General features: G+C 38.8%; 19 protein-coding genes and 1 pseudogene. 12 read left to right on the forward strand and 8 right to left on the reverse strand.

Annotated elements, in window-relative coordinates; genetic code table 11:
• The first annotated feature begins 42 nt into the window (after nucleotides 1–42).
• Together PHF18_RS03915 and PHF18_RS03920 are read left to right on the forward strand one after the other, a co-directional pair.
• On the forward strand, nucleotides 43–342 hold the full coding sequence (locus PHF18_RS03915; protein WP_300098600.1) for a carboxymuconolactone decarboxylase family protein: 300 nt from the start codon (nucleotides 43–45) through the stop codon (nucleotides 340–342).
• 491 nt (nucleotides 343–833) lie between these two features.
• Nucleotides 834–1,043, forward strand: a complete 210-nt coding sequence (locus PHF18_RS03920; protein WP_300098603.1) for a TetR/AcrR family transcriptional regulator — start codon at nucleotides 834–836, stop codon at nucleotides 1,041–1,043.
• Nucleotides 1,044–1,099: 56 nt separating this feature from the next.
• Here PHF18_RS03920 and PHF18_RS03925 read toward each other — a convergent pair whose 3' ends face one another.
• Nucleotides 1,100–2,248, reverse strand: coding sequence for an RNA-guided endonuclease TnpB family protein (locus PHF18_RS03925; protein ID WP_300098606.1), 1,149 nt, complete (start codon nucleotides 2,246–2,248; stop codon nucleotides 1,100–1,102).
• 110 nt (nucleotides 2,249–2,358) lie between these two features.
• Here PHF18_RS03925 and PHF18_RS03930 point away from each other — a divergent pair, with 110 nt between their 5' ends.
• Nucleotides 2,359–2,808: a TetR/AcrR family transcriptional regulator gene (locus PHF18_RS03930; protein ID WP_300098609.1), complete on the forward strand. Its 450-nt coding sequence runs from the start codon at nucleotides 2,359–2,361 to the stop codon at nucleotides 2,806–2,808.
• A gap of 154 nt (nucleotides 2,809–2,962) precedes the next feature.
• Nucleotides 2,963–4,162, forward strand: a complete 1,200-nt coding sequence (locus PHF18_RS03935; protein ID WP_300098612.1) for an aldo/keto reductase — start codon at nucleotides 2,963–2,965, stop codon at nucleotides 4,160–4,162.
• A gap of 200 nt (nucleotides 4,163–4,362) precedes the next feature.
• Here PHF18_RS03935 and PHF18_RS18050 read toward each other — a convergent pair.
• Nucleotides 4,363–4,497, reverse strand: a pseudogene (locus PHF18_RS18050) (YwbE family protein); the annotation flags it as partial.
• The gene (locus PHF18_RS18055) at nucleotides 4,475–4,591 is read right to left on the reverse strand and encodes a hypothetical protein (RefSeq protein WP_367279140.1); all 117 of its coding nucleotides are present in this window, start codon (nucleotides 4,589–4,591) and stop codon (nucleotides 4,475–4,477) included. The gene PHF18_RS18055 and the pseudogene PHF18_RS18050, both read right to left, overlap by 23 nt.
• A gap of 277 nt (nucleotides 4,592–4,868) precedes the next feature.
• Between PHF18_RS18055 and PHF18_RS03945 the strand changes: the two genes are divergently transcribed.
• Nucleotides 4,869–5,534: a hypothetical protein gene (locus PHF18_RS03945; protein WP_300098618.1), complete on the forward strand. Its 666-nt coding sequence runs from the start codon at nucleotides 4,869–4,871 to the stop codon at nucleotides 5,532–5,534.
• A 277-nt stretch (nucleotides 5,535–5,811) separates the two neighbouring features.
• Here PHF18_RS03945 and PHF18_RS03950 read toward each other — a convergent pair whose 3' ends face one another.
• Both PHF18_RS03950 and PHF18_RS03955 read right to left on the reverse strand, forming a co-directional pair.
• A complete protein-coding gene (locus PHF18_RS03950; RefSeq protein ID WP_300098621.1) occupies nucleotides 5,812–5,955 on the reverse strand; it encodes a YwbE family protein in 144 nt (47 codons plus the stop codon).
• A 337-nt stretch (nucleotides 5,956–6,292) separates the two neighbouring features.
• Nucleotides 6,293–7,771 carry a hypothetical protein gene (locus PHF18_RS03955; RefSeq protein ID WP_300098624.1) on the reverse strand — a complete coding sequence of 493 codons (1,479 nt, stop codon included), beginning with the start codon at nucleotides 7,769–7,771 and terminating at the stop codon, nucleotides 6,293–6,295.
• Between the two features lie 935 nt (nucleotides 7,772–8,706).
• On the opposite strand from PHF18_RS03955, the gene PHF18_RS03960 reads away from it, so the two are divergent.
• The 6 genes from PHF18_RS03960 to PHF18_RS03985 all read left to right on the forward strand — a co-directional run bounded on the left by PHF18_RS03960 (nucleotide 8,707) and on the right by PHF18_RS03985 (nucleotide 16,285).
• The gene (locus PHF18_RS03960; RefSeq protein ID WP_300098626.1) at nucleotides 8,707–11,388 is read left to right on the forward strand and encodes a DEAD/DEAH box helicase family protein; all 2,682 of its coding nucleotides are present in this window, start codon (nucleotides 8,707–8,709) and stop codon (nucleotides 11,386–11,388) included.
• Nucleotides 11,385–12,809, forward strand: a complete 1,425-nt coding sequence (locus PHF18_RS03965) for a class I SAM-dependent DNA methyltransferase (RefSeq protein WP_300098630.1) — start codon at nucleotides 11,385–11,387, stop codon at nucleotides 12,807–12,809. Before PHF18_RS03960 ends, PHF18_RS03965 begins: the two co-directional genes overlap by 4 nt.
• Complete coding sequence (locus PHF18_RS03970) at nucleotides 12,793–14,214, forward strand: restriction endonuclease subunit S (protein ID WP_300098633.1); 1,422 nt, start codon at nucleotides 12,793–12,795, stop codon at nucleotides 14,212–14,214. The genes PHF18_RS03965 and PHF18_RS03970 overlap by 17 nt, the downstream gene beginning before the upstream one ends.
• 426 nt (nucleotides 14,215–14,640) lie before the next feature.
• A complete protein-coding gene (locus PHF18_RS03975) occupies nucleotides 14,641–15,282 on the forward strand; it encodes a hypothetical protein (RefSeq protein ID WP_300098636.1) in 642 nt (213 codons plus the stop codon).
• Between the two features lie 4 nt (nucleotides 15,283–15,286).
• Complete coding sequence (locus PHF18_RS03980) at nucleotides 15,287–15,907, forward strand: hypothetical protein (RefSeq protein ID WP_300098639.1); 621 nt, start codon at nucleotides 15,287–15,289, stop codon at nucleotides 15,905–15,907.
• Between the two features lie 21 nt (nucleotides 15,908–15,928).
• Nucleotides 15,929–16,285 carry a HEPN domain-containing protein gene (locus tag PHF18_RS03985; RefSeq protein WP_300098642.1) on the forward strand — a complete coding sequence of 119 codons (357 nt, stop codon included), beginning with the start codon at nucleotides 15,929–15,931 and terminating at the stop codon, nucleotides 16,283–16,285.
• Between the two features lie 83 nt (nucleotides 16,286–16,368).
• Here the strand turns inward: PHF18_RS03985 and PHF18_RS03990 are convergent, their stop codons facing one another.
• On the reverse strand, nucleotides 16,369–17,244 hold the full coding sequence (locus tag PHF18_RS03990) for a DUF488 family protein (RefSeq protein WP_300098645.1): 876 nt from the start codon (nucleotides 17,242–17,244) through the stop codon (nucleotides 16,369–16,371).
• A 305-nt stretch (nucleotides 17,245–17,549) separates the two neighbouring features.
• Nucleotides 17,550–17,675: a hypothetical protein gene (locus PHF18_RS03995; protein WP_300098648.1), complete on the reverse strand. Its 126-nt coding sequence runs from the start codon at nucleotides 17,673–17,675 to the stop codon at nucleotides 17,550–17,552.
• 375 nt (nucleotides 17,676–18,050) lie between these two features.
• Between PHF18_RS03995 and PHF18_RS04000 the strand changes: the two genes are divergently transcribed.
• Nucleotides 18,051–19,169, forward strand: a complete 1,119-nt coding sequence (locus PHF18_RS04000) for a hypothetical protein (protein ID WP_300098651.1) — start codon at nucleotides 18,051–18,053, stop codon at nucleotides 19,167–19,169.
• Nucleotides 19,170–19,501: 332 nt separating this feature from the next.
• Here the strand turns inward: PHF18_RS04000 and PHF18_RS04005 are convergent, their stop codons facing one another.
• On the reverse strand, nucleotides 19,502–20,665 hold the full coding sequence (locus tag PHF18_RS04005; protein WP_300098654.1) for a hypothetical protein: 1,164 nt from the start codon (nucleotides 20,663–20,665) through the stop codon (nucleotides 19,502–19,504).
• Between the last annotated feature and the right edge of the window lie 182 nt (nucleotides 20,666–20,847).

Consider the following 20,847-nt stretch of genomic DNA (forward strand, 5'->3'; position numbering starts at 1 on the left):
GTAATTGGAATTTCCGGAAAATACCTATAAGGAGACGATAAATTGTCAGAAAACCCACTGCAGGTCATTATGGATAAAGATCCCGAATTTTTCAAGCTTCTCGAAAGTACGCGTGAACTTGCATTTTCAGAAGGCGGAATGCCCATGAAATACAAGCTTCTTATTGCAATGGCGCTTGATGCAGCTAGCGGCGCAGTGGACGGCGTGAAGAACCTGGCAGTCCAGGCAATGCAGGCAGGGGCTACAAAAGAAGAGGTTATGGAAGCAATAAGAATAACCCAGTATATTTTTGGGGTTGGAAGCGTTTACGCGGCTGCAAGAGCCCTGAATGACGTGTTATAATATCGGTCAGGATTTCGGGCAGGTACGGCATTTGTTCGTACTGTCTGGATTTCTATTTATTCTTACAATACTGCCAGAAAAGTAATAAAGCAAGATTATTTCATTATTTTTATATGTGATGAAGGACTAAATATTATAGGGCATCTGAGAAAAATCTTTTTCTAATATATATCCCAAACTCATATCCATCTAAACTCAATCCCAAATATCAGGTGTCCCATATCCCATTAACAGGTTTTTATCTTAAGGATTTCAGTTATCTTCGTTTTACCTGGTGGCAAATAACCATCAACTAACGACGATTTCTATATGGTTTTCTTGCTCTTCAGAATTGCTTTCTTTTTCTCAAAATAGTCTTCGTTTCCTGAATAGCCTTTAATATTTAATCTGTTTTTCACTGAATCTGGTTTTTATCTGATCTTAATCATCCTATACGGAAAATATTTATGCAAATAATGGATTGACTAATCAGTCAATTAAAGAGATAAAATATGAAAAAACAGGTTGAGGACAAAAGAACAGCCATCATAGAAACAGCCCTGAAACTTTTCACTGAAAGAGGTTTTCATGGCACCTCCACTGCTCAGATTTCAAAAGAAGCAGGTGTAGCCACAGGCACTCTCTTTAACTACTTCCCTACAAAGGAAGACCTCGTGAACTACCCCTCCCTAAAACTTTCGCTTAATAGCTCAAGTTTTTGAGGAAGGAGCTTCCTGCTTCATACTTGGCGGTTGCCGTTTTTTCCAAGTCCACAGGCTCAAACTGTAGTCCCTACAGCAATTTTCTTAATATTGATAGCGGCATTAATGTCTCGATCATGGAAAGTTCCACATTCAGGACATTGCCACTCTCTAATATCTAAACTTAATTCGGAATTATGATAACCACAAACGTTACAATTTTTAGAGGAAGGTTCCCATTGACCTATCTTTATTATTGTTTTTCCAACCCATTCAGCTTTATACATTAACTTCTGCACAAAACTACTCCATGCTGAATCTGATATTGCTTGCGCTAATTTGTGGTTCTTTTTCATTCCACTAATATTTAAAGTTTCTACAGCTATTGCTTGGTTTTCGCTTATTAGCTTAGTTGAAACTTTATGTTGAAAATCATGTCTCTGGTTACTTATTTTCTCATGAATTAACGCCAATTTTCTTACTGCTTTTCTCCGGTTATTTGATCCTATTACTTTCCTTGATACTTCCCTTTGTAAGAATTTTAACCTCTGCAAAGAAGCTTTCAAGAATCTAGGATTATCTATTTTTTCCCCATTAGAACAGGCGGCAAAAGTATTAATTCCTACATCTACCCCTACCATTGTAGCATGAGAATATTCTTGTTTTTCTTGAAGTTTTTCTCCATCCTCAGTTAAAATACTAACATAATATTTCCCTGTAGGAGTTCTGGAAACAGTTAATGTTCTCAGAAATTCAGCATTATTATCATGTTTAATAATATCGCTTTCTAGTTCCATTTCTTTAAAAAGCGGTCTGTGCATCTTAACTTTTATCCAACCCAACTTCGGTAACAATATTTTGGAAGTTGCAAAGTTAATGCTATAGTGTTGAGGAATTTGAAAGGAAAAATGGTGATCTTTCTTGTGTTTCTTTTGAGGATACCTTAATTCATCTTTGAAAAAATGATTAAACGCTGAATTAAGGTTTCTACTTGCTTGTTGCAATGCTCCTGCATTAACTTCTTTCAACCAGGGATACACTTCTTTCAAAACTAAGAGGTAATTATTAAGGTCAAATTCCGAGAGACTTATTCTGAATTTTTTATACATTAACGATTTGATTTCAAGGAGTTTATTATAGACAAAACGACAGCTACCGAAGTGTTTTTCCATAAGAGATTTTTGCTCCTTATTAGGGTAAATTCGGTATCTGTTACCTCGAAGCATCTTTATAATATACTCTTTGTAACTATATGGAGATATACGAAATTATTATCTTCGGATTGTGGGGAAGTTGACGCTCTCATCTCCCACCTGTCCAATCCGGTTCTACCGGATTGTCCGAGGAAGGAGTCTTCCCGCTTCGGGAGATAAATAGCCTGTATTTTGAGGTAAAGGGGAAGTTAAGCCGCAGCATGGGGAATGGAATCGAGATTGAAAGTAGCTTTCAGGACAAGTTAAAGAGACTCTGGTCAAATTTAATTAAATGGGGAATAGACAATCAGGAAGAGTTCCTTTTTGTTGACCAGTTCTGTTCATCCCCTTACATAACAAAGTTTACGCGTGAAGAAGTTATGAAAGAATATGTCTTCCTCCGTAATCTTGTGAATGAAGGAATAAAAACAGGAGAGATCAAAGACTTTTCCCCGGAGCTGACCATTTCAATGTTTTATCAGGGCAGCAGAGCAGTTGTGAATCTTATCCTTAATTCAGATCCGTCACAGGATAAAAACGAGCTTATCGAAGACGGATTTCAGATTATCTGGAGAGGTCTGGCTGGAAAATAATTTATTCACCCGCTTATGAGTGATCAGTCAATCAGGTACAAAGATTGCATCAGGTACAAAGATTGCGGATCAATTTATCCCAAAAAATAAGCAGTCAATAAAAAGATCAATCAGGAACCGATTAAATATTTCAAAGATTTCAGGAGAATTAAAAATGCTGTATAGAAAAATGCCAAAGAACGAAGACGAACTCTCAATACTGGGTTTTGGGTGTATGCGTCTCGCCTTGAAAGAGGATAGGACGATAGATGAGGAAAGAGCCCGAAACCAGGTCCGCTATGCAATCAACCACGGAGTGAACTATATTGATACGGCATGGCCCTACCACATGGGAGCAAGCGAGCCTTTTTTAGGACGCGCACTTGCGGACGGATACCGGGAGAAGGTCAAACTTGCTACAAAACTCCCTTCCTGGATGGTCGAAAGCCGCGAGGACATGGATAAATTCCTGAACGCCCAGCTTGAAAAGCTCAACACGGACCACATAGACTATTACCTCATCCACACGCTTGTGGGACCCTTATGGGACAAGGTCGAAAAGCTCGGAGTGGCCGATTTTCTTGATAAAGCAAAGGCTGACGGTCGGATCAACAATGCCGGCTTTTCCTTCCACGGCTCGGGAGAAGACTTCAGGAGGATAGTAGATGGGTACGACTGGGACTTCTGCCAGATTCAGTACAACTTCCTGGACGAAAAGAACCAGGCAGGCACAGAAGGGCTTGAGTATGCAGCTTCAAAAGGTCTTGGAGTTATCATTATGGAACCTCTGCGAGGAGGAAAACTCGCCAGTCCCGTACCTCCTGCTGTGGAAGAGATCTGGAATGAGGCTCCGGTAAAACGGACAGCTGCAGAATGGGGACTTCGCTGGGTATGGAACCACCCTGAAGTAACGGTTGTCCTCTCCGGGATGAATGAGGAAACCCATATTGAAGAGAACCTTGCGGTAGCAGATAAAGCATATCCAAATTCTCTGAATGAAGCTGAACTGCTGCTGGTAAAGAAAGTAGAGCAAAAGTACCGCGAAATCATGAAAGCAGGCTGCACAGGATGCCGCTATTGTATGCCCTGCCCGGAAGGAGTGGATATTCCGGCCTGTTTTGACGCATACAACAACCTGCACATGTTCGGCAATGCAGACGAGACAAAGTTCATGTATGCAGTAGGGTTGAGTGGTACCCTATCCGGCGGAAAGCCCGGATTTGCTTCCCAATGCGTGCAATGCGGACAGTGCCTTGAAAAGTGTCCCCAGCACCTTGATATACCAACGATTCTTGAATCCGTTTCAGAAGAACTTGAAGGGCCTGATCTGGAGATGAGGGTTGCCATGGCAAAACAGATGTTCAAGAAAAATTAACGGAAAAAATAATTTTTCAGTGCCCGGAAAGGATAGGAATAGAGTATCATTAGACGTATTATTTAAGGAGAAATCTGCCAATTCTATTCTTTCCTCTTTCTATTCTTTCCTCTTATTTCTTCCCCTCAAGTTCAGTTCATTATATCATTTCCTCGATGAAATTAAAAAGTGATGTTTAAAACAAGAAGTCCTACAAATTTTTAATAAACTTCCTTTACCCTTCCAACCTGCACATCCGTTAATTGAATTTTTATTCCATGAGGATGAGTTGAAGAGTTGGTTAGTATTCTTTTTACAACTCCCGGGGTAATTTTACCGACCCTCTGATCCTGCTTTCTTTGATCCTGCGTTCTCGGATCCTGCTTTCTCTGATCCTGCGTTCTCTGATCCTGCGTTCTCTGATCCTGTTTTCTCTGATCCTGCTTTAATAGTTCCTGATCCTCATTGTGGTCAGTAATTATGGTATATATATAAGAGTCAATGGTGGCGGGGTTCAAAACCGAAACATAATATTTTCAATGAAATGCCGGCATCAGGTGCAATATTTTTTATATGTTAATGGATAATTTTACCTAAAGTATATGATACGAATTTTTACCTATCCGGATCTGTCATCTGGAATTATCTCTCTACGAGTCCCGATTTTGAGATCAAAGATTAGGAATTCTAAATACGGATGAGTATAAATATTCAGGTGGCGAGACAAATGTCAGTGATTGGAAAATCCATTAACTCAATTATTAATATTGTTTTCCTGATTGTCATATTTAATTTTGTATTTTTGATAGTTTCTGTCCCTGTAGCAGGGTTTATTACAGGAGAAGAAGTTTTAAGCGCTTCAATGGGACTGTCCCATGATATTGATGAAAGTGTCATGTTGACAGAAGACGAACCGGTAACTTTCATGCTTTCAACATTGGAACAGGGCAAAACAGAACTTTTGAACATCGCCATTGTTGACCCGCAAAACAAAGAATACTCCTGGCAAAAAGGTTTTGGAGGATATGATAAACCTGGGGAGCATATAGAATTCTCTACGGTATTTATACCAGAATCATCAGGAATACACCAGATCAGAATAAACAATGCAAATTTCAATACGAATGTCAAGCTGGTTTCAGGAATGACACACCCTACCGAACAACCTCTCTTTTTCAAGACAATGATCATTTCGACAGTACTTATGGTCATTGGAGCCATTTTATTTGGGGCTTCAACGAGAAAGGTGCCCCTCATCCCCGGGCTTCCCGTATACAGGACAGTGACCACCGGCAGGAACAGAATGAGAAGATTTACAGCTTTTGAAACCCTTGTCGCAATTTCTGCAAGTCTGTATATAGTATATAATGTAGCCTTTCCGGCTGCCTTATAAATATTGGATTTAGTCAAAAGCAAGCCCGGTTTGATGGATAGAAGTCTTAAGGTTCTTCAGGCCGGTTTGACCCACCGAATTGTATTCTGAGGTTTGTGGCTGTTTTGCTCAGGAGAATAAAAGCCAGTATGAATAGTAAGATTTCATACTGGCTTTTTTCCGTTTACGATGTAAAGCGGTTTTTCCTGTATAGGAAGAATAAATTCAGGCGCAGAACAAACTATAATCTGGTATGAAATTAAAAATTGATGTTTAAAAAGAGAAATCCTGTAAATTTTTAATAAACTTCCTTTACCCTTCCAACCTGCCCATCCGTTAATTGAACTTTTATTCCATGCGGATAAGTTGAAGAGTTGGTTAAAATTCCCTTTACAACGCCCTTGATAATTTTTCCGGTTTTAGAAAATTGCCAGTCATTCAAAAGTCACTGATTTTTAATTAAAAGTGTAGGTGTATGGGAGATTGCTCTCAGTCCATATTCTACAGATATTTTCAATTATTATTTTTCTGGATAAGTGGCCATGTTTCAAAAGATCTCAATGATAACCTTGCCCTGTTGTAATAAAAATATATTCTTCTAAATTTGTACTGCTCAGTTTACAAAAATCAGTTTATTGAAGTTAATTTTGAGTTTCAATTACACATAAATACCAACTCACTAAAAATTAAAAAAGGCAATCATTAGTCACCAATTCAAGAAAATAAGTCATAGATAAATCTGTACATAATATCTTGAAAAAGATGTCATATCCTTCTTATCATGAAGATTTTCTGTTGCGTCTTCTCATCTCCTGAGCTGAAACCCAATTCATGTCCCAAATATTGGACCCATTAATGTATCTAGTTCTTAATATCTCATGGGGTATTTCTCTTTCAATCTCAAGATGGGGGTAATCTTTAACGTTTGGGATATAGTTTTTTAGGTCAAAATCTACCATTATCACATTTTTATCAGTATAGCCACCTATTAAGTTATCCCGGAGAGAGTCACTAAACTTGGAAAATGGTTCTCCTTTTCTAGATGTTGTAAAGAAGATACACTTATCTCGATCTGTAATCGGAATTTCTTCATATTCCACTTCTGAGGGATGTAATCTTGCTTCTGTAATATCTGATCTGGGAATACTAAATCCATTTACCTCATTTAGAAGACCAACGTCTGCAAGTGAAAATTTTAGTAATGGGGATATTAAAAATATTTTATCACTTACTTTTACCATTGCTTCTTTGACTTCAATATGCCCTTCTCCTCTTGCGACTGGATAATATGCATCATATGCATCTGTTTCGTCAGTTAGAGGATGGCGTGAAATATAATTAGCTGTTATAAAACTTATAATTTGATAACCATCTTTTTTACAATCCCATTCGCTTTGCAAAAAACTATCAATATTTGATAACCAATTTACAGTTTCTTTGCATGCGACAGCTGCATATACTGAAAGAGTTTTCCCTGGTAGAAGAAAACATTTTACTGCAATTTCAGAGTAGTCATTTGATGGATTTTCTTTACAATTCTTCATTAAGTATTGAACACCCGGTAAGTTATTAGTAATGATATAAACTCTATTTACCCATATATTTTTAGACTTTTCATCTCGCATTCTTTCACATATCTCGTGAAAAATATGGTACATCGTTGTTCCAGAATCAATTACAAGGCAATACTTAATATTATTATTATTATTATTTCTAAAATCAGACTCTATACTATCAAGAGCTGCTTTTGCAAGAATTTTTTTCTCATAATAAAAATGTTTTATTCTTTTTCCATAAACAGATCCTACGTAAGTTGCCCCAGTTTCATCCATGAATCTGTCTAACCATGTTGGATCATCAATTATCCTTTTTGAAATGTCTCTAGAAATGTCGTTAGTAATATTTTGCACTTCGCTTAAAGTATGGGTTTTGAATTTATGTTCTGTTTCCAAAAACTCTAAATTTTTAGTAGATATTTGTCTCTCAATTTCGGATTGTTCCTTCTTGATGTTATAAATCTGAAGAGATAGATCAGTATAATTTGATTGTTCTTTCAATGATTCTAGTTTAGTAGTAGAAATTTCTTTCTCAATCTCTGCCAGATCCATCTCAAGAATAGATTGTTTTTCCTTTAACTCATAAATTTTTATTGTATAGTATATGACGATAATAGCAACTATTATAGCTGAGATGTCCATCTGTGAAATATTAATCTGGGAAATATCAAATTGTGGGATATCAAACTGTGGAACACCCATGTAACTCATCTCAACACTTAATTTTCTGTAACAACTTAAATTGGACAAAAAAATTGATGATACTATTTATTCACTTCTTGAAGCAAATTTCTTTGATATTATTATAGTTTATATAGTAAAGCTAAACCAAAAGAATAAAGTTACAGAATCAAACTATTTTAAAAGTCGATCCGTTTTTATAATTTACATAATATATATTAATATAAAATTAATTGAAATCTAAATTTCGACCTAATTGCCTATATACTTGAAGTTAACCTTACTTATTGTTCAATAGTAAATTCAAATCTGATTTTGAGACCACCTGATATAAGAATTCTTACGGCATCTAAACAAATTTCGTAGTAATTCTCAAGTTACTGATTCTCTTGTCTGACTAAGTAATAGCATAGTCTCTTTTACAGAAAACTATATATGGACCAATTATTTGTCGATTACGAATAAATCTATATCTTTGACAAAGTAGCTTTTTTAAAACTGATAAAAGAGATACACAAGTCATTATGTACAGTCTATATAAAATTTATGATTTGATATCAAATAATATATAAAAGGAATTTTCTTTTATATTCGTGAATTTTTGTCTTGAGCTCATTCCAAAACTAATTTTATTCTCAAATCAAAAGTTTCAGAACAGTTTTCATGATCTGAAACTCAATTAATTCTCAAAATATAAGATTTAAATAATCGATTTTGAGTTTTGGGATCAGCTCATTATATGGTTAAATATTAAATTTTAATTTAAAGAGAACTATCCCGCTCGTGAAGCGACTTTTTCTTTGCCAAAAAGAATGCACAGAATAAATTATACTTAAAAAATTATGATTATAGCATTAAAAACAATACAAAAACTCCAACTTATTTATACAAATAAATAGATATGTGATAAAGTTTAGCTTCCCATAACAAAAGCCCACTAATTATGATGATGCACAATGGTTGACCTCAATGAATCTGAAACGCGGAAAAAGCTCATAAATCCAATGCTTGTTGCTGCAGGGTGGGATATCGTTTCCTACGATAAGACTAAAGAGCAAAAGGATTACAATAAATGTGCGATAAAGGAATATCCTACTGAGTCTGGACCAGCAGATTATGCGCTTTGTGTGGGGGGAAAAATCCTCGGAATCGTTGAGGCAAAGAAGGTAAAGTCTGGTACACAGAGTGTTTTAACGCAGGCTGAAAGATATTCACGCGGACTTCCTGATAATCCATTCAATTTTAACGGGTACAGAGTTCCTTTTTTATATTCCACAAACGGAAAAGAGATCCGTCATCATGATGTTCGTCATGCTCTTAGCCGTTCGAGACAAATATCCGGGTTTCATACGCATGAGGCTCTGGTTGAGAAGTTAAATTATGACTTTGAAGAGAGAAGTACCAAATTTTTTGATATACCTGATAACACAAGAATGAGACCATATCAGTGTGAGGCCTGTGATGCTATAGGGCATGCTATTGCTGATCGGAAACGGACAATGCTGGTTGCAATGGCTACCGGAACCGGGAAGACGTTTACGACTGTCAATCTCATTTACCGTTTAATGAAGGCAGGGGTTGCAAAAAGAGTCCTGTTTCTTGTTGACAGGAGAGCGCTTGCTGCACAGGCTGTCAGGGCTTTTTCATCTTTTGAAACCGAGCAGGGGTTGAAATTTGATAAAACCTATGAGGTTTACAGCCAGCGGTTTCAAAGAGGCGACCTGGATGAAAATGAATCTTTTGATTCAAATTTGATCCCTGAAGTTTACCTCACAGCCCCAAAGCCAGAGCACAGCTTTGTGTACGTGTCCACAATCCAGCGGATGTCCATTAACCTGTTTGGAAAAGGCTCTGTAATATCATGCAGTGACGAGACAGAGGATGAGGACGCAGGTAAACTCGATATTCCGATACACGCTTTTGACCTTATCATAGCTGACGAATGCCACAGGGGTTATTCTGCACAGGAAGTTTCAGTGTGGAGAGACACTCTTGATCATTTTGATGCCATCAAAGTAGGGCTAACGGCCACGCCTGCTGCTCATACTTCCGCATACTTTGGAGATCCTGTTTACAAGTACGGTTATGAACAGGCTGTTCGAGATGGATATCTGGTTGATTATGATATTGTTGGAGTGGAATCCGGCGTCCGCATGAATGGAATATTCCTTCGTGAAGGGGAAATGGTCGGGGTTATAGATTCTGAAACCGGGCAAAGTAAAATAGACATGCTTGAAGACGAACGTGAGTTCTCAGCTGAGAAGATTGAGAAGGAAATCACAAATATTGATTCTAACAAGAAAATCCTTCAAGAGATCAAACGTTATGCTGAAGAGCATGAAGAAAGATACGGACGTTTCCCAAAAACTCTGATTTTTGCCGTGCAGGACCTGGCAAATTCTTCATCTCATGCTGACCAGATAGTTGATCTGGCAAGAGATATCTTTGGCAGAGGAGATTCGTTCGTCCAGAAGATTACAGGCAAAGTTGACCGTCCTTTGCAAAGAATCAGGGAGTTCAGAAACAGAAAAGAGCCGGGAATTGCAGTAACTGTTGATCTTCTATCAACTGGGGTTGATGTTCCGGATATTGAATATATTGTGTTTTTGAGATCTGTTAAGTCCCGTATTCTTTTTGAACAGATGATTGGACGCGGTACACGCAAAGGGGAACATTATCCAGATAAGTCACATTTTGTTGTTTTTGACTGCTTTGGTGGAACCCTTTTTGATTATTTCAAAGGGGTTACCGGTGTGACAGCTGAACCGCCCAAAAAGGAAGTAAAACCTGTAAAAAAGGTTATTGAGGATATCTGGAATAACCGGGACAGGGCTTACAATGTACGTGTCCTGACAAAACGGCTCAACAGAATTGATAAGGAAATGAGCGGGGAAGCTCGGGACATGTTCAGCGCTTTTGTAGAAAAGGGCGATTTGAACCGTTTTGCAATCTCGCTTGAAAGGCACCTTTCAGAGGACTTCACAGGAACTATGGAAACCCTGAGGAATCCTGACTTTTTGAATCTGCTTGAGAATTATCCCAGACCACCAAAAACCTTCCTTGTGGATTATGCAATAAGGGATGTGATTTCATCCACCTGGATAGTGAGGGATGCTTCAGGTAATGAGTATAAACCGAAAGATTATCTGAGTATTTTTTCCGAATTTGTAAAAGAGAATTCTGAAAAGATTGCTGCAATCGGTATTCTTCTTGATCGTCCTCAGGACTGGAGTACGGATGCTCTTGGAGAGTTGAAAGAGAAGCTTGAATCTTCCCAGCAGCGGTTTACTATTGAGAACCTGCAGAGAGCCCATAAGGTAAGTTACAACAAGGCGCTCGTGGATATTATTTCGATGATCAAACACGCTGCTCATGAAGAAGAGACACTCTTGACGGCTGAAGAGCGTGTTAGCCTTGCTTTTGACAAAGTAACCGTGGGAAAACATTTTACACCTGATCAGCATTTATGGCTTGACCGCATCAGGTCGCATTTGATTGCAAACCTCTCTATTGATAAAGAGGACTTTGAATTAATTCCTGTGTTTTCCGATTACGGTGGATGGAATAAGGCTAACCGTGTTTTTGAAGGCCAGCTTTCAACTTTGATTTCAGAATTTAATAGGGCAGTTGCAGCATGAGCGATATTGTACAGAAATTATGGGGTTTTTGCCATACTTTACGGCATGAAGGTATCGATTACGGAGACTACATCGAACAAATTACATACCTGCTTTTTTTGAAGATGGCAGATGAGCGGGAAATTGAACTCCCTGACGCCTGCGACTGGCAATCCCTGAAAAAAATGTCAGGAACCGAACTCACAGAGCATTATACCGATTTGCTGAGGACGCTTGGAAAAGAAGAGGGTCTCCTTGGCGACATCTTTGCCGGGGCTCTATCTCGTTTTCACAACCCTGTGAGCCTTAAAAAGATCATTACCCTTATCGATGAAACCGAATGGACAGGGCTTGATATTGATGTCAAAGCTGAGGCTTTTGAAGGGCTTCTGGAAAAAGCGGCAAGTGAAGGCAAAAAAGGTGCCGGACAGTACTTTACCCCCAGGATTGTAATCCAGTCAATAGTAAGGTGCACAAAACCCGATCCCCGAAGCCACCGGGATTTTACAATTATAGACCCTGCATGCGGAACAGGCGGTTTTCTTGTCTGTGCCTATGAATGGCTGAAAACTATAACCGCAGGCGGAGCCCTTGACCGCGACCTTGCAAAACTCATCCGCTACAGCACCTATTTCGGGCAGGAACTTGTGGAACGCCCGCGCAGGCTTGCCCTTATGAACCTCTATCTGCACGGGATTGAACCCGAAATCAAACTCGGAGATTCCATCTATGAACTTCCGGAGTCGAAGCGGTTTGATGTGGTGCTTACAAATCCCCCTTTCGGGACAAAAGGCGCAAACCAGGCTCCTGTCCGTGAGGATTTTGTTATCGAAACCTCAAACAAGCAGCTCAATTTCGTCCAGCACGTCATGACAATCTTAAAACCCGGCGGCAGAGCCGCAATTGTCGTCCCTGACAATGTGCTTTTTGCCGACCAGGCAGGCGAGGTTTTCAAGGTGCTCTGTGAAGATTGCGATCTCCACACTGTCCTGCGTCTTCCGGACGGCACCTTCACCCCATATTCCCCCGGCACCAAAACAAACGTGATCTTCTTCACAAAAGGCATCCCCACAGACCACACCTGGGTCTACGACTGCCGGACCAATGTCCCGAAGATCACCAAAAAAGACCGCCCACTCACAAAAGAACACTTTGCAGAATTTGAAAAGTGCTTCGGCTCCGACCCCAACGGCAGGGCAAAACGCGACGAAAAAGACTCTCAGGAAGACCGCTGGCACACCTTCCATATCTCCGAACTCAAAGCCCGTGACTACAAAATCGACTCCCTGAAGTGGCTCCGGGACGATTCCTTAAGCGACACCGACGACCTGCCCGATCCTGAAGAGCTTGCAGCGGAGGCAATTGATGAGCTTGAAGCGGCGGTGGGTGAACTAAATGCTATTCTTGATTTGATGGGGAATGGGTATGCAGCAGAAGAGTGAACTGCCTGAGGGATGGGGGCTTGTTTCACTTGGAGAGTTGGTTACACCTTCAAAAGAAAAAATAGAACCATCAGAGAATCCCACTTTAAAATATATTGGATTGGAACATATCGAATCACATAAATGTCAAATAAACGGATATGGGGTTGCCGGAGATATAAAAAGTACAAAAACAGTATTTAGTAGAGGGGATATTCTCTACGGAAAGCTGCGACCATATTTAAATAAGGTTTGTATACCCGATTTTGAAGGTATTTGTTCAACCGACATTTTGGTATTTAAAGCAACTCCAAATCTTGATAATCGTTATTTGATGAGATTTTTATCTACCCCAGAAGTGGTAGATTATGCAAATAACAATTCATCTGGAGTACAATTACCTAGAGTTAATTTTCAGAAATTATCTAACTGTACCGTTCCTCTTCCTCCACTTGCTGAACAGCATCGCATCGTTTCAGCGATTGAAGCACTTTTCGCCCGTCTGGACGCAACAAATGAGAAGCTTGACAGGGTGCCGGGAATTTTGAAGAAGTTCAGGCAATCGGTGCTTGCGGCTGCGTGTGATGGAAGATTAACGGAGGCATGGAGAGAAGAAAATAAACAAAAATTGGGATGCACAGATTTCTTGAATATCTTACCCATTGAAAATTTTGACGCTTATGCGCCAAGCGACTATGATCCAATAATTCCACAATCGATACCTGAAGAATGGAAGTTGTCTAGATGCCATAATCTCTGTGACAACAATAGAGCAGTGACTTACGGAGTCATAAAACTTGGACAGCCCGTTGAAGATGGAATTCCAACATTACGCTCATCTGATGTTCGCTGGTTAAAAATCGATAAAAATCACGTTAAGTGTATATCTCCAGAGATTGCATCGAATTATTCTCGTACCTTTTTAAAAGGTGGGGAAATTCTAGTAACTGTTCGAGGTACATTAGGAGGAGTTGCTGTTGTTCCCCAAGATATGGCTGGATTTAATATTTCACGGGAAGTCGCAGTCATTCCATTAATAAGTGGATTAAATAGTCATTTCTTTAGTTACACTATCGCATCCAAATGGAGTCAAAATTGGCTTTCGGAAATGACAAAAGGTGTTGCATATACGGGTATCAACATCAAAGATTTGAAAAATTTACCCTTGCCTGTTCCCCCTCTCCCTGAACAACATGAGATAGTCAAGCGTGTTGATGCCCTCTTTGCCTTTACTGACTCAATTGAAGCAAAAGTTGCAGCGGCAAGAGAAAAAACTGAAAAACTCAGACAATCCATTCTTGCAAAGGTATTTTCTGGTGAACTTGTTGAGATAGAGGCTGAGATTGCAAGAAGGGAAGGCAGGGATTATGAGACGGCGAAGGTTTTGATTGAAAAAATAAAAGCAGGGAAAGGGAAAAAAGAGTAGAAAAGATAATATGTGTTCATTGGTCATCGGTTAAGGAATTTTCTTACCTGTATGCTATCGATTTTAGAGCAAAAATTAATCTCAAATTTTGAACACCGAAACTAAAATCGATACCTTGTTCCAACTTCATACCAATATATGTTTTTGAGAGATTTTGTGGAAATTGGGCAATTTATCATGATTCCTCTCTTAACCGAAGACGCATGAATATGTGTTTTGTATTCAGTCTCTTTTCTTCTTTTTCAGATAAGAGAAACTACTTCATGGCCGTTCAATTTCTCGGAATTCAAAAACTATAACTATACAGATTTCCAGATCAAAAATTCAAATTTAAATTATTTGAACAAATTTAAGTAATATTTATCCCACATGAAAGCCATATTGAGTTCAAAATAAGGATTTTCTTGAATATTTTTGGTGATTATTTTGCAAGTAGACTCATATGAGCCATATCATATAGGCAGTAAATTGAATCCAGCAACAAATTTTGATATTCTAAAATCCAGATTAAAAGAAAAATTAGGAGCTGCTGGATATTCAACAAAAAGTGAATCTCAGGATGAAGAGAGCTATTTAATCAAGAATCCGATAGAGATCTTGGCAACTAAAAAAAATACAAAGATTGAATTCAACAAAATAGCGCAAGCACTCAATGTTATTGGTACAAAGCCAGAAGATGTGTCAGAAATATTCAAAGAAATTATGAATATGTTAATTGATTTAGAATATGAAATTGAAAATTTGGTTGTAATTTTCGAAGTTCTTGCAACAATTATCGTAAAAGCAGATGACAAACCTCTTAACGTTCTAAATCAGACTGTGAGCATAGACAGTAACTCGTTTCCTGTTAAAGATGTGCATAACTGGGGTGTAACTGGTATTCGACTAGGTGGAGAAAATAGTTTGAAGAATACTTTTTTTAGTGTAATGATTGAGCCAAATCCTACAAGCCAAAATACTAAATTTAGAGCAAAACTGCAGTATCAATCAAGAGAAATGGAGAATGTGCAAACATTTTTTGAGAGTCTGGATTTGAAGATTATTACTTTGATGAAACAATTAGGATAAGAGCATGTATTCGACTGATATTGCAACGAATAATAACTTTCGCAAAAAATCACGCATTAATACTTTAGATGTCGCACAAAATGTTTTCGGCACGTGCTTAACTGAAAGTGCTTCCACTTATTCCACAGATTTTACAGAATATAGTCCAATATCTTTCAAAGATGAAATGAAAGAGTATTTATTACCTCTAAAACAATTAATTAGCCTTATAAAGCCTCACGAGGATCCTAATACTTCTGCTTACGAAAGTTCTACTATATCTAATTCATTAAATTCTGTAAGTGTCAGTCCAGAAATAAAAGAGATAAAGAATAAATATTTCAATAGATTTTTGAATGAAATATTGTCTGAAATATATTTCCAGCTAACTAAATTTGAGCAAAAAGATAATGTTGAGATAAGTGTGCAAATCTCTAGAGACTTAGAAGTTCCAGATTGGAACGAATTTGTTATTACTATAAAATTACTTTCAATGGATTATATAAGTTATGAAAGATTTTTTGAGTTATGGAAAGAGATAGATGAAAGTGTAAGAGAAAGAATATATTTAATTAGAGATGTGGATAAAGAGGTTCTCGAAAAATACGGAAAACCTGTAATTGTGTTAGAAGAAGCTGAAAATTAAACTTTATCATTCTTGATTTACATGCCTTTTGATCCCTGCCTTCTCCTGAGTTTGTCCTCTGCATTATCCGAAGATCCAAACTATGAGGATGAGTCAAAGTACAGGACGTCCATAAGTCGGGCTTATTATGCAGCTTTTTTAGTTACAAGAAGCTATCTGGAATCTGCAGGTTACAATTTTCCTCCTGATTCTAATGTGCACAAAAAAGTAATTGACTATATGAAGAACAAAAATTCCTTTATAAGTAATCTCCTTTTTAGTCTAAGAGATAGAAGAAACAATGCAGATTATAATCTGGATGCTCAAATTAAAAAAGGGATTACTATTTCTTCAATAAAGTCTGCACAAATGGTAATAGATGAAATTCGTAAATTGTGATATTGAAATGATTTTTTCCAGATACTTTATCAAGAAAAGCCTCCAAAAAATAGAAAAATAGTTTTACATGGCTTTTATGTATTTCAAATATTTAATACTTCCACATTTTCTTTATGAGCTATATTTCTTGCAATGACTCCACGATGGCACATGTTTATATCTGCTTCAAAACACATTAATGCAACACGGTGGTTTTGGCTTAATTCCACTATTTTATCCAGAAGTTTGGGGTTTTCTTTTATTGTGGTTTTCTCGTAGTCCTCAAACAGTTTTTCATAATCTTTGAGGGTAGTAAGGTCTTTTCTTTTTTCTCCTTCTATCCCAAGTTCGGGGATGTGGAGATATTGAATTCCTGAATTTTCGAGGTAACCTTTAAGCTTATTTTTTGTGAAATTGAACTTCATACTGAAGGGGTTTTTCCTGACATCTACAAGAATATCTATGGCATTCTGGATTAAGACATTAAGGAAAAAGTCGATGTCTCTTCCTTCATATCCTATAGTGAAGAGGCCGGGCTCTTGACCAGGTTCTTGTTTTTTCTCTTCTTGAGGGTGAAGAAGTTTACTTTTTACCGTATAATCAGGAAACTTTCGGTATACGTATGCCATAATTTCTTTATCAGAATCAAACTTCCCAGCAACTCTTTTTATTTTCAGAGTTACCTTCGGGTTCATGCCTTTTAGGAATGTCTTCCCTTTTTCAGTTAATTCAAACCGTTTTTCCTGTTCGATAATATAGCCCTCTTTTTGCAGGCTGGAGATATCAGTATAGCATACGTTGGAAAAAGGTCCGTAACTGTAAGGGAAAAAATTATAGAATTTTATTAGCTTGTCAATTTTTTCCATATGAGCTAATAAAAAAAGACTCTTCATTATCATGAACCTGGAAGACAAGTCTCGTTCGTGGAGTTTGTCTATGGTGTAAAGAAGAGCTCTTTGTTTGTGGTTCAGGTTTTTCATTAAATTACCATCAATCTCTTTGTTTATATGCCAGAATATGTTCATTTAACGCTTTTATAGATAACCTTTTTACTTCAGCAAGTCCGTTTGATTTTTCAGCCCATATTCTCTTCTATATCGGCCATAGCAATTTTAGTTTTTATTAGAAAATGAGACATATGTCATAGAGCAGAATTTAACAAAATTTAGGGAAATGCCGGTCTCCTTCGTCGGCCGGTGAGAACCCCGGTACCCAAAAAACAATCCAAAAAAACGCACCGATTTCTCCAGTCCACCAGTTACACAACCGCGCCAGCATATTCTTCTTAACGACACTCTTCTCCCCACCCCCCTTCAAGCAGCCAGTACCACAACGGCACATACCTTATCCTCTTACCATCAACAAGCTCCTCATCAAAAACATCCGATGTGATGATAGTTCCCTCTTTCATCTTGAAGTTCTTCATCCCGACCAGTAAGCCGTTTATCTCACGTTCCTGCTTACATATCTATCGAGTATAGTCGATAAAATTCGCTGATTTTATCGTGTATAGACGACAAATTTATGGGAGTCTATTTTGGGAAAAAAATAAAAATCGACCTGTAAAAACGAAGTAGAAAGTTGAAAAAAAGCCTTCGCAGTTTTAGAATTCAATCTCTTTTTCTTTTCAATTTTACAGGAAAGGCTGGCCTCCTTCGTCGGCCGGTGAAAACCTCCGGACCCGAAAAGCAAAACGAAAAAACCCGGAAACAATATCTTTAATAAAAATCCCGCTCAACTATAATAAGGAAATAAAAAGGAACACAGGAAATTGTTGGTGGGAATCTTGGTAGACCAAGCAGGCATACACACTAAAACCTTTAGCTCAAGCTCAGATGAAAGAATCAATGCCTTAGAACAGTTCGGTGCCGGTTTTGAATCCCTCCCGGACCGACAGCAGGCTTTTGATGACCTTTTAAGGCTCTGTTCCGATAACGATGAAACTGTACGGGAAAAGGCAATTAATGTCCTTGAAGCCGTTTTTCCTCTCGTACCTGACAGGAAAAAATCCTGGGACGAACTTGCCGGGCTTGCAAAATCGGTTTCTGTGCCGGAAACCGTCAGATGGGAGGTTATCAACTTCCTTCCTTCAATCTTTCCGTACGTTACGGACATGAAACAGATCTGGACTGACCTGGTCGAAATAACTGCTTCTGAAGACAGCCTTGTGCAGGAAAAGGCAGCCTCTTATCTTGAAACGGTTTTCCCGGAACTTTCGGAAAAGGAGAGGGAAGAAGCCTGGAAAGACTTTATGGGGTTGATCGGAACAGAGAACCAGGCGACCTGGGAAGCTGTTGTTTTGTCCCTCGTTTCTTCATTTGCCCATGTCCCGGACAAAAGGAAGGCCTGGGACGAACTTCTCTGGTTAACCGGAAAAGAAAGCACTTACGCAAGAGAGCAAACGATGGAAGCTCTGATTTTGCTTTTTCCCTCCATGCCTGACAAAACAAAGGTCTGGGGTGATTTTACAGCCCTTGCGGGGAGCAAGTATGAAAATGTCCGGGAAATGACCTCGGATGCACTGATTTTAGTATACCCCTACCAGGAAGACCGGGAGAAGGTCTGGGACGACCTGATCAGAATTGCACGAAAGGGAGACAACTATGTACGGGGAAGTGCGGCAGACATCCTGGCACGGATCTTTCACCAGCAGACCGATGGTGAAAAAGTTCGGGAGGACATCAAGAGCCTGACAGGGGAAAGATGTGACTATATTGTCCAGAGGGCTATGGAGGTGCTAGGGCATGACTTTCCCCAGCTTTTCGAAGCAGAAGACCCGATTAAGGAGCTTTACAAACTTGCAGCAGAAAAGGCTACGTATGCGCGATGGAAGGCTTCCGGCACAGCAGAAAAGGGGCCGGGGGCTTCCAGCAAAATAAGAAAAGAAGAAGAAGCTGAAAAGTAAGGCTATAAAAGGTAGCGGAGGCAAAGGTTTCAAACAATTGAAATTTCCTGCCACACCGCTTATTTAATGATGATGTTTCAATGCCACTTATTCAATGATTATACTTTCAGTCCTGCAGTTGCACAACTGCTGCCAGCACGTCCTCGTCTACGATTAACCTTGTGACATCTCTTTCTTTTTATTTGGAGGGAAAGGCTGGCCTCCTTCGTCGGCCGGTGAGAGTCCCGGTACCCAAAAACAAAAAACCTTGAGGTTGCTTTGTTGATCTGAAAACAGTACTAAATATCATTCAAATATCATTCGGGAAACAAACCAACATAATTACCCTAGTTTCATAGACCTACCATATACGGAACAAGCGAAAAAAGCGCCTGAGCCCTCCGAGACTCGGATTTAATCCCGGTTGCCATCTCAAGGGCTTTTTCAAAAAGTTCATTTTTCCTTGTTTCATCCAGATGCAGAACAATAAATGAAAGGGCCTGGGGCCTCATGTCTTTATCTTTAAGGTTGGAAGCCAATTCAAGGGCTTCTTCTATAATTTCCTCTTTTCTTTGCCCTTTCAGGTGTGGGACAAGCAAAGAAAAAGACTGAACCCGTTGATATTCGGATTGAATCCCGGCTGCCATTTCAAGGGCTTTTTCCATAAGTCCCTCATTTCCGGAGCCTTCGAGATTCGGAACAAGCAAGGAAAGGATCTGGAATTTTGCATCCCCATATTGAATGTGGGGAGAGAAATCAAGGATATCTTCAATAATTTCTTCTCTGTCAGGCCCCTTCAGATGAGGGACAAGCGAAGAAAGGACTCTGGCTCTTTCGTCTTCATCCTGAATATTGGAGGTAGAATAAAGGGCTTTTTCAATTAGTCTTACCTTTTCTGGCCCCTTCAGATACGGAACAAGCAGGGAAAGGGCCTGGGACCGTAAATCTCCGTATTGAATCCGGGAGGCAAAGTCAAGGGCTTTTTCCATAATTTCTTCTTTTCCGGACCCGGCTTCTAACTGCTCTAAATCCTGAACAGTACTGACAGTACCTTTTTTTGCTGTGAATTCTTCAAACAGCTTATTAAATTCTTCAAGCACTCTGGTTTTCTCACTTGAATTTTGGGTTATAAACTTGACCGAACCATCTTCGGCTCCCATCCTCTGTTCAGCCCTCATTCTCTGTATTAGCTCATCTTCGATAAAAGATGAAATTTCTTTAGCTAAATCCGGGTCTTTTTCAAACGAGTTTATAATTTTCCGGATTAAAACCTGCTTTACCTCCGGGTCGGAGGGTGCAACTACCATATCTCCTGCGGCTTCTTTCAACTCAGGACTTTCTCTCGAACACAGTTTTTCCCACAACTTTTTCTTAACCGCCCAGACCTCAGGCCCTGCTTTTTTGCGAGCTTCTTCAGCCGCTTTTTTAGACCCGATAACCAGATAAGGGATTACAGGTTCGATAAGATCTGTTACTGTTTCTGTCAGTTGCCTGAGAATTACATCCTGTTGCCGCATTATTTCATCCTTCATTTCCAAAATGTTATGTTCTTCTCTGTTTGGTTAGTTCCAGAATAAAGTGATATCTGTAAATGTAATGTACGTACTGGAATAAATATAATTACAGATAAATACTTCGTTGGAAGCTTTAGAAAGCTCAGTATGATCTGTCTATAGTCTATAAAATTACAATAGTATAT

The sequence above is a fragment of the Methanosarcina sp. genome (assembly GCF_028693135.1).
Classification (GTDB): domain Archaea; phylum Halobacteriota; class Methanosarcinia; order Methanosarcinales; family Methanosarcinaceae; genus Methanosarcina.

Coding starts and splice junctions, on each gene's coding strand:
- PHF18_RS03920 (WP_300098603.1), top strand. CDS start 834: ATGAAAAAACAGGTTGAGGACAAAAGAACAGCCATCATAGAAACAGCC.
- PHF18_RS03925 (WP_300098606.1), bottom strand. CDS start 2,248: ATGCTTCGAGGTAACAGATACCGAATTTACCCTAATAAGGAGCAAAAA.
- PHF18_RS03935 (WP_300098612.1), top strand. CDS start 2,963: ATGCTGTATAGAAAAATGCCAAAGAACGAAGACGAACTCTCAATACTG.
- PHF18_RS03945 (WP_300098618.1), top strand. CDS start 4,869: ATGTCAGTGATTGGAAAATCCATTAACTCAATTATTAATATTGTTTTC.
- PHF18_RS03955 (WP_300098624.1), bottom strand. CDS start 7,771: ATGGGTGTTCCACAGTTTGATATCCCACAATTTGATATTTCCCAGATT.
- PHF18_RS03960 (WP_300098626.1), top strand. CDS start 8,707: ATGGTTGACCTCAATGAATCTGAAACGCGGAAAAAGCTCATAAATCCA.
- PHF18_RS03965 (WP_300098630.1), top strand. CDS start 11,385: ATGAGCGATATTGTACAGAAATTATGGGGTTTTTGCCATACTTTACGG.
- PHF18_RS03970 (WP_300098633.1), top strand. CDS start 12,793: ATGCAGCAGAAGAGTGAACTGCCTGAGGGATGGGGGCTTGTTTCACTT.
- PHF18_RS03980 (WP_300098639.1), top strand. CDS start 15,287: ATGTATTCGACTGATATTGCAACGAATAATAACTTTCGCAAAAAATCA.
- PHF18_RS03985 (WP_300098642.1), top strand. CDS start 15,929: ATGCCTTTTGATCCCTGCCTTCTCCTGAGTTTGTCCTCTGCATTATCC.
- PHF18_RS03990 (WP_300098645.1), bottom strand. CDS start 17,244: ATGAAAAACCTGAACCACAAACAAAGAGCTCTTCTTTACACCATAGAC.
- PHF18_RS03995 (WP_300098648.1), bottom strand. CDS start 17,675: ATGAAAGAGGGAACTATCATCACATCGGATGTTTTTGATGAGGAGCTT.
- PHF18_RS04005 (WP_300098654.1), bottom strand. CDS start 20,665: ATGCGGCAACAGGATGTAATTCTCAGGCAACTGACAGAAACAGTAACA.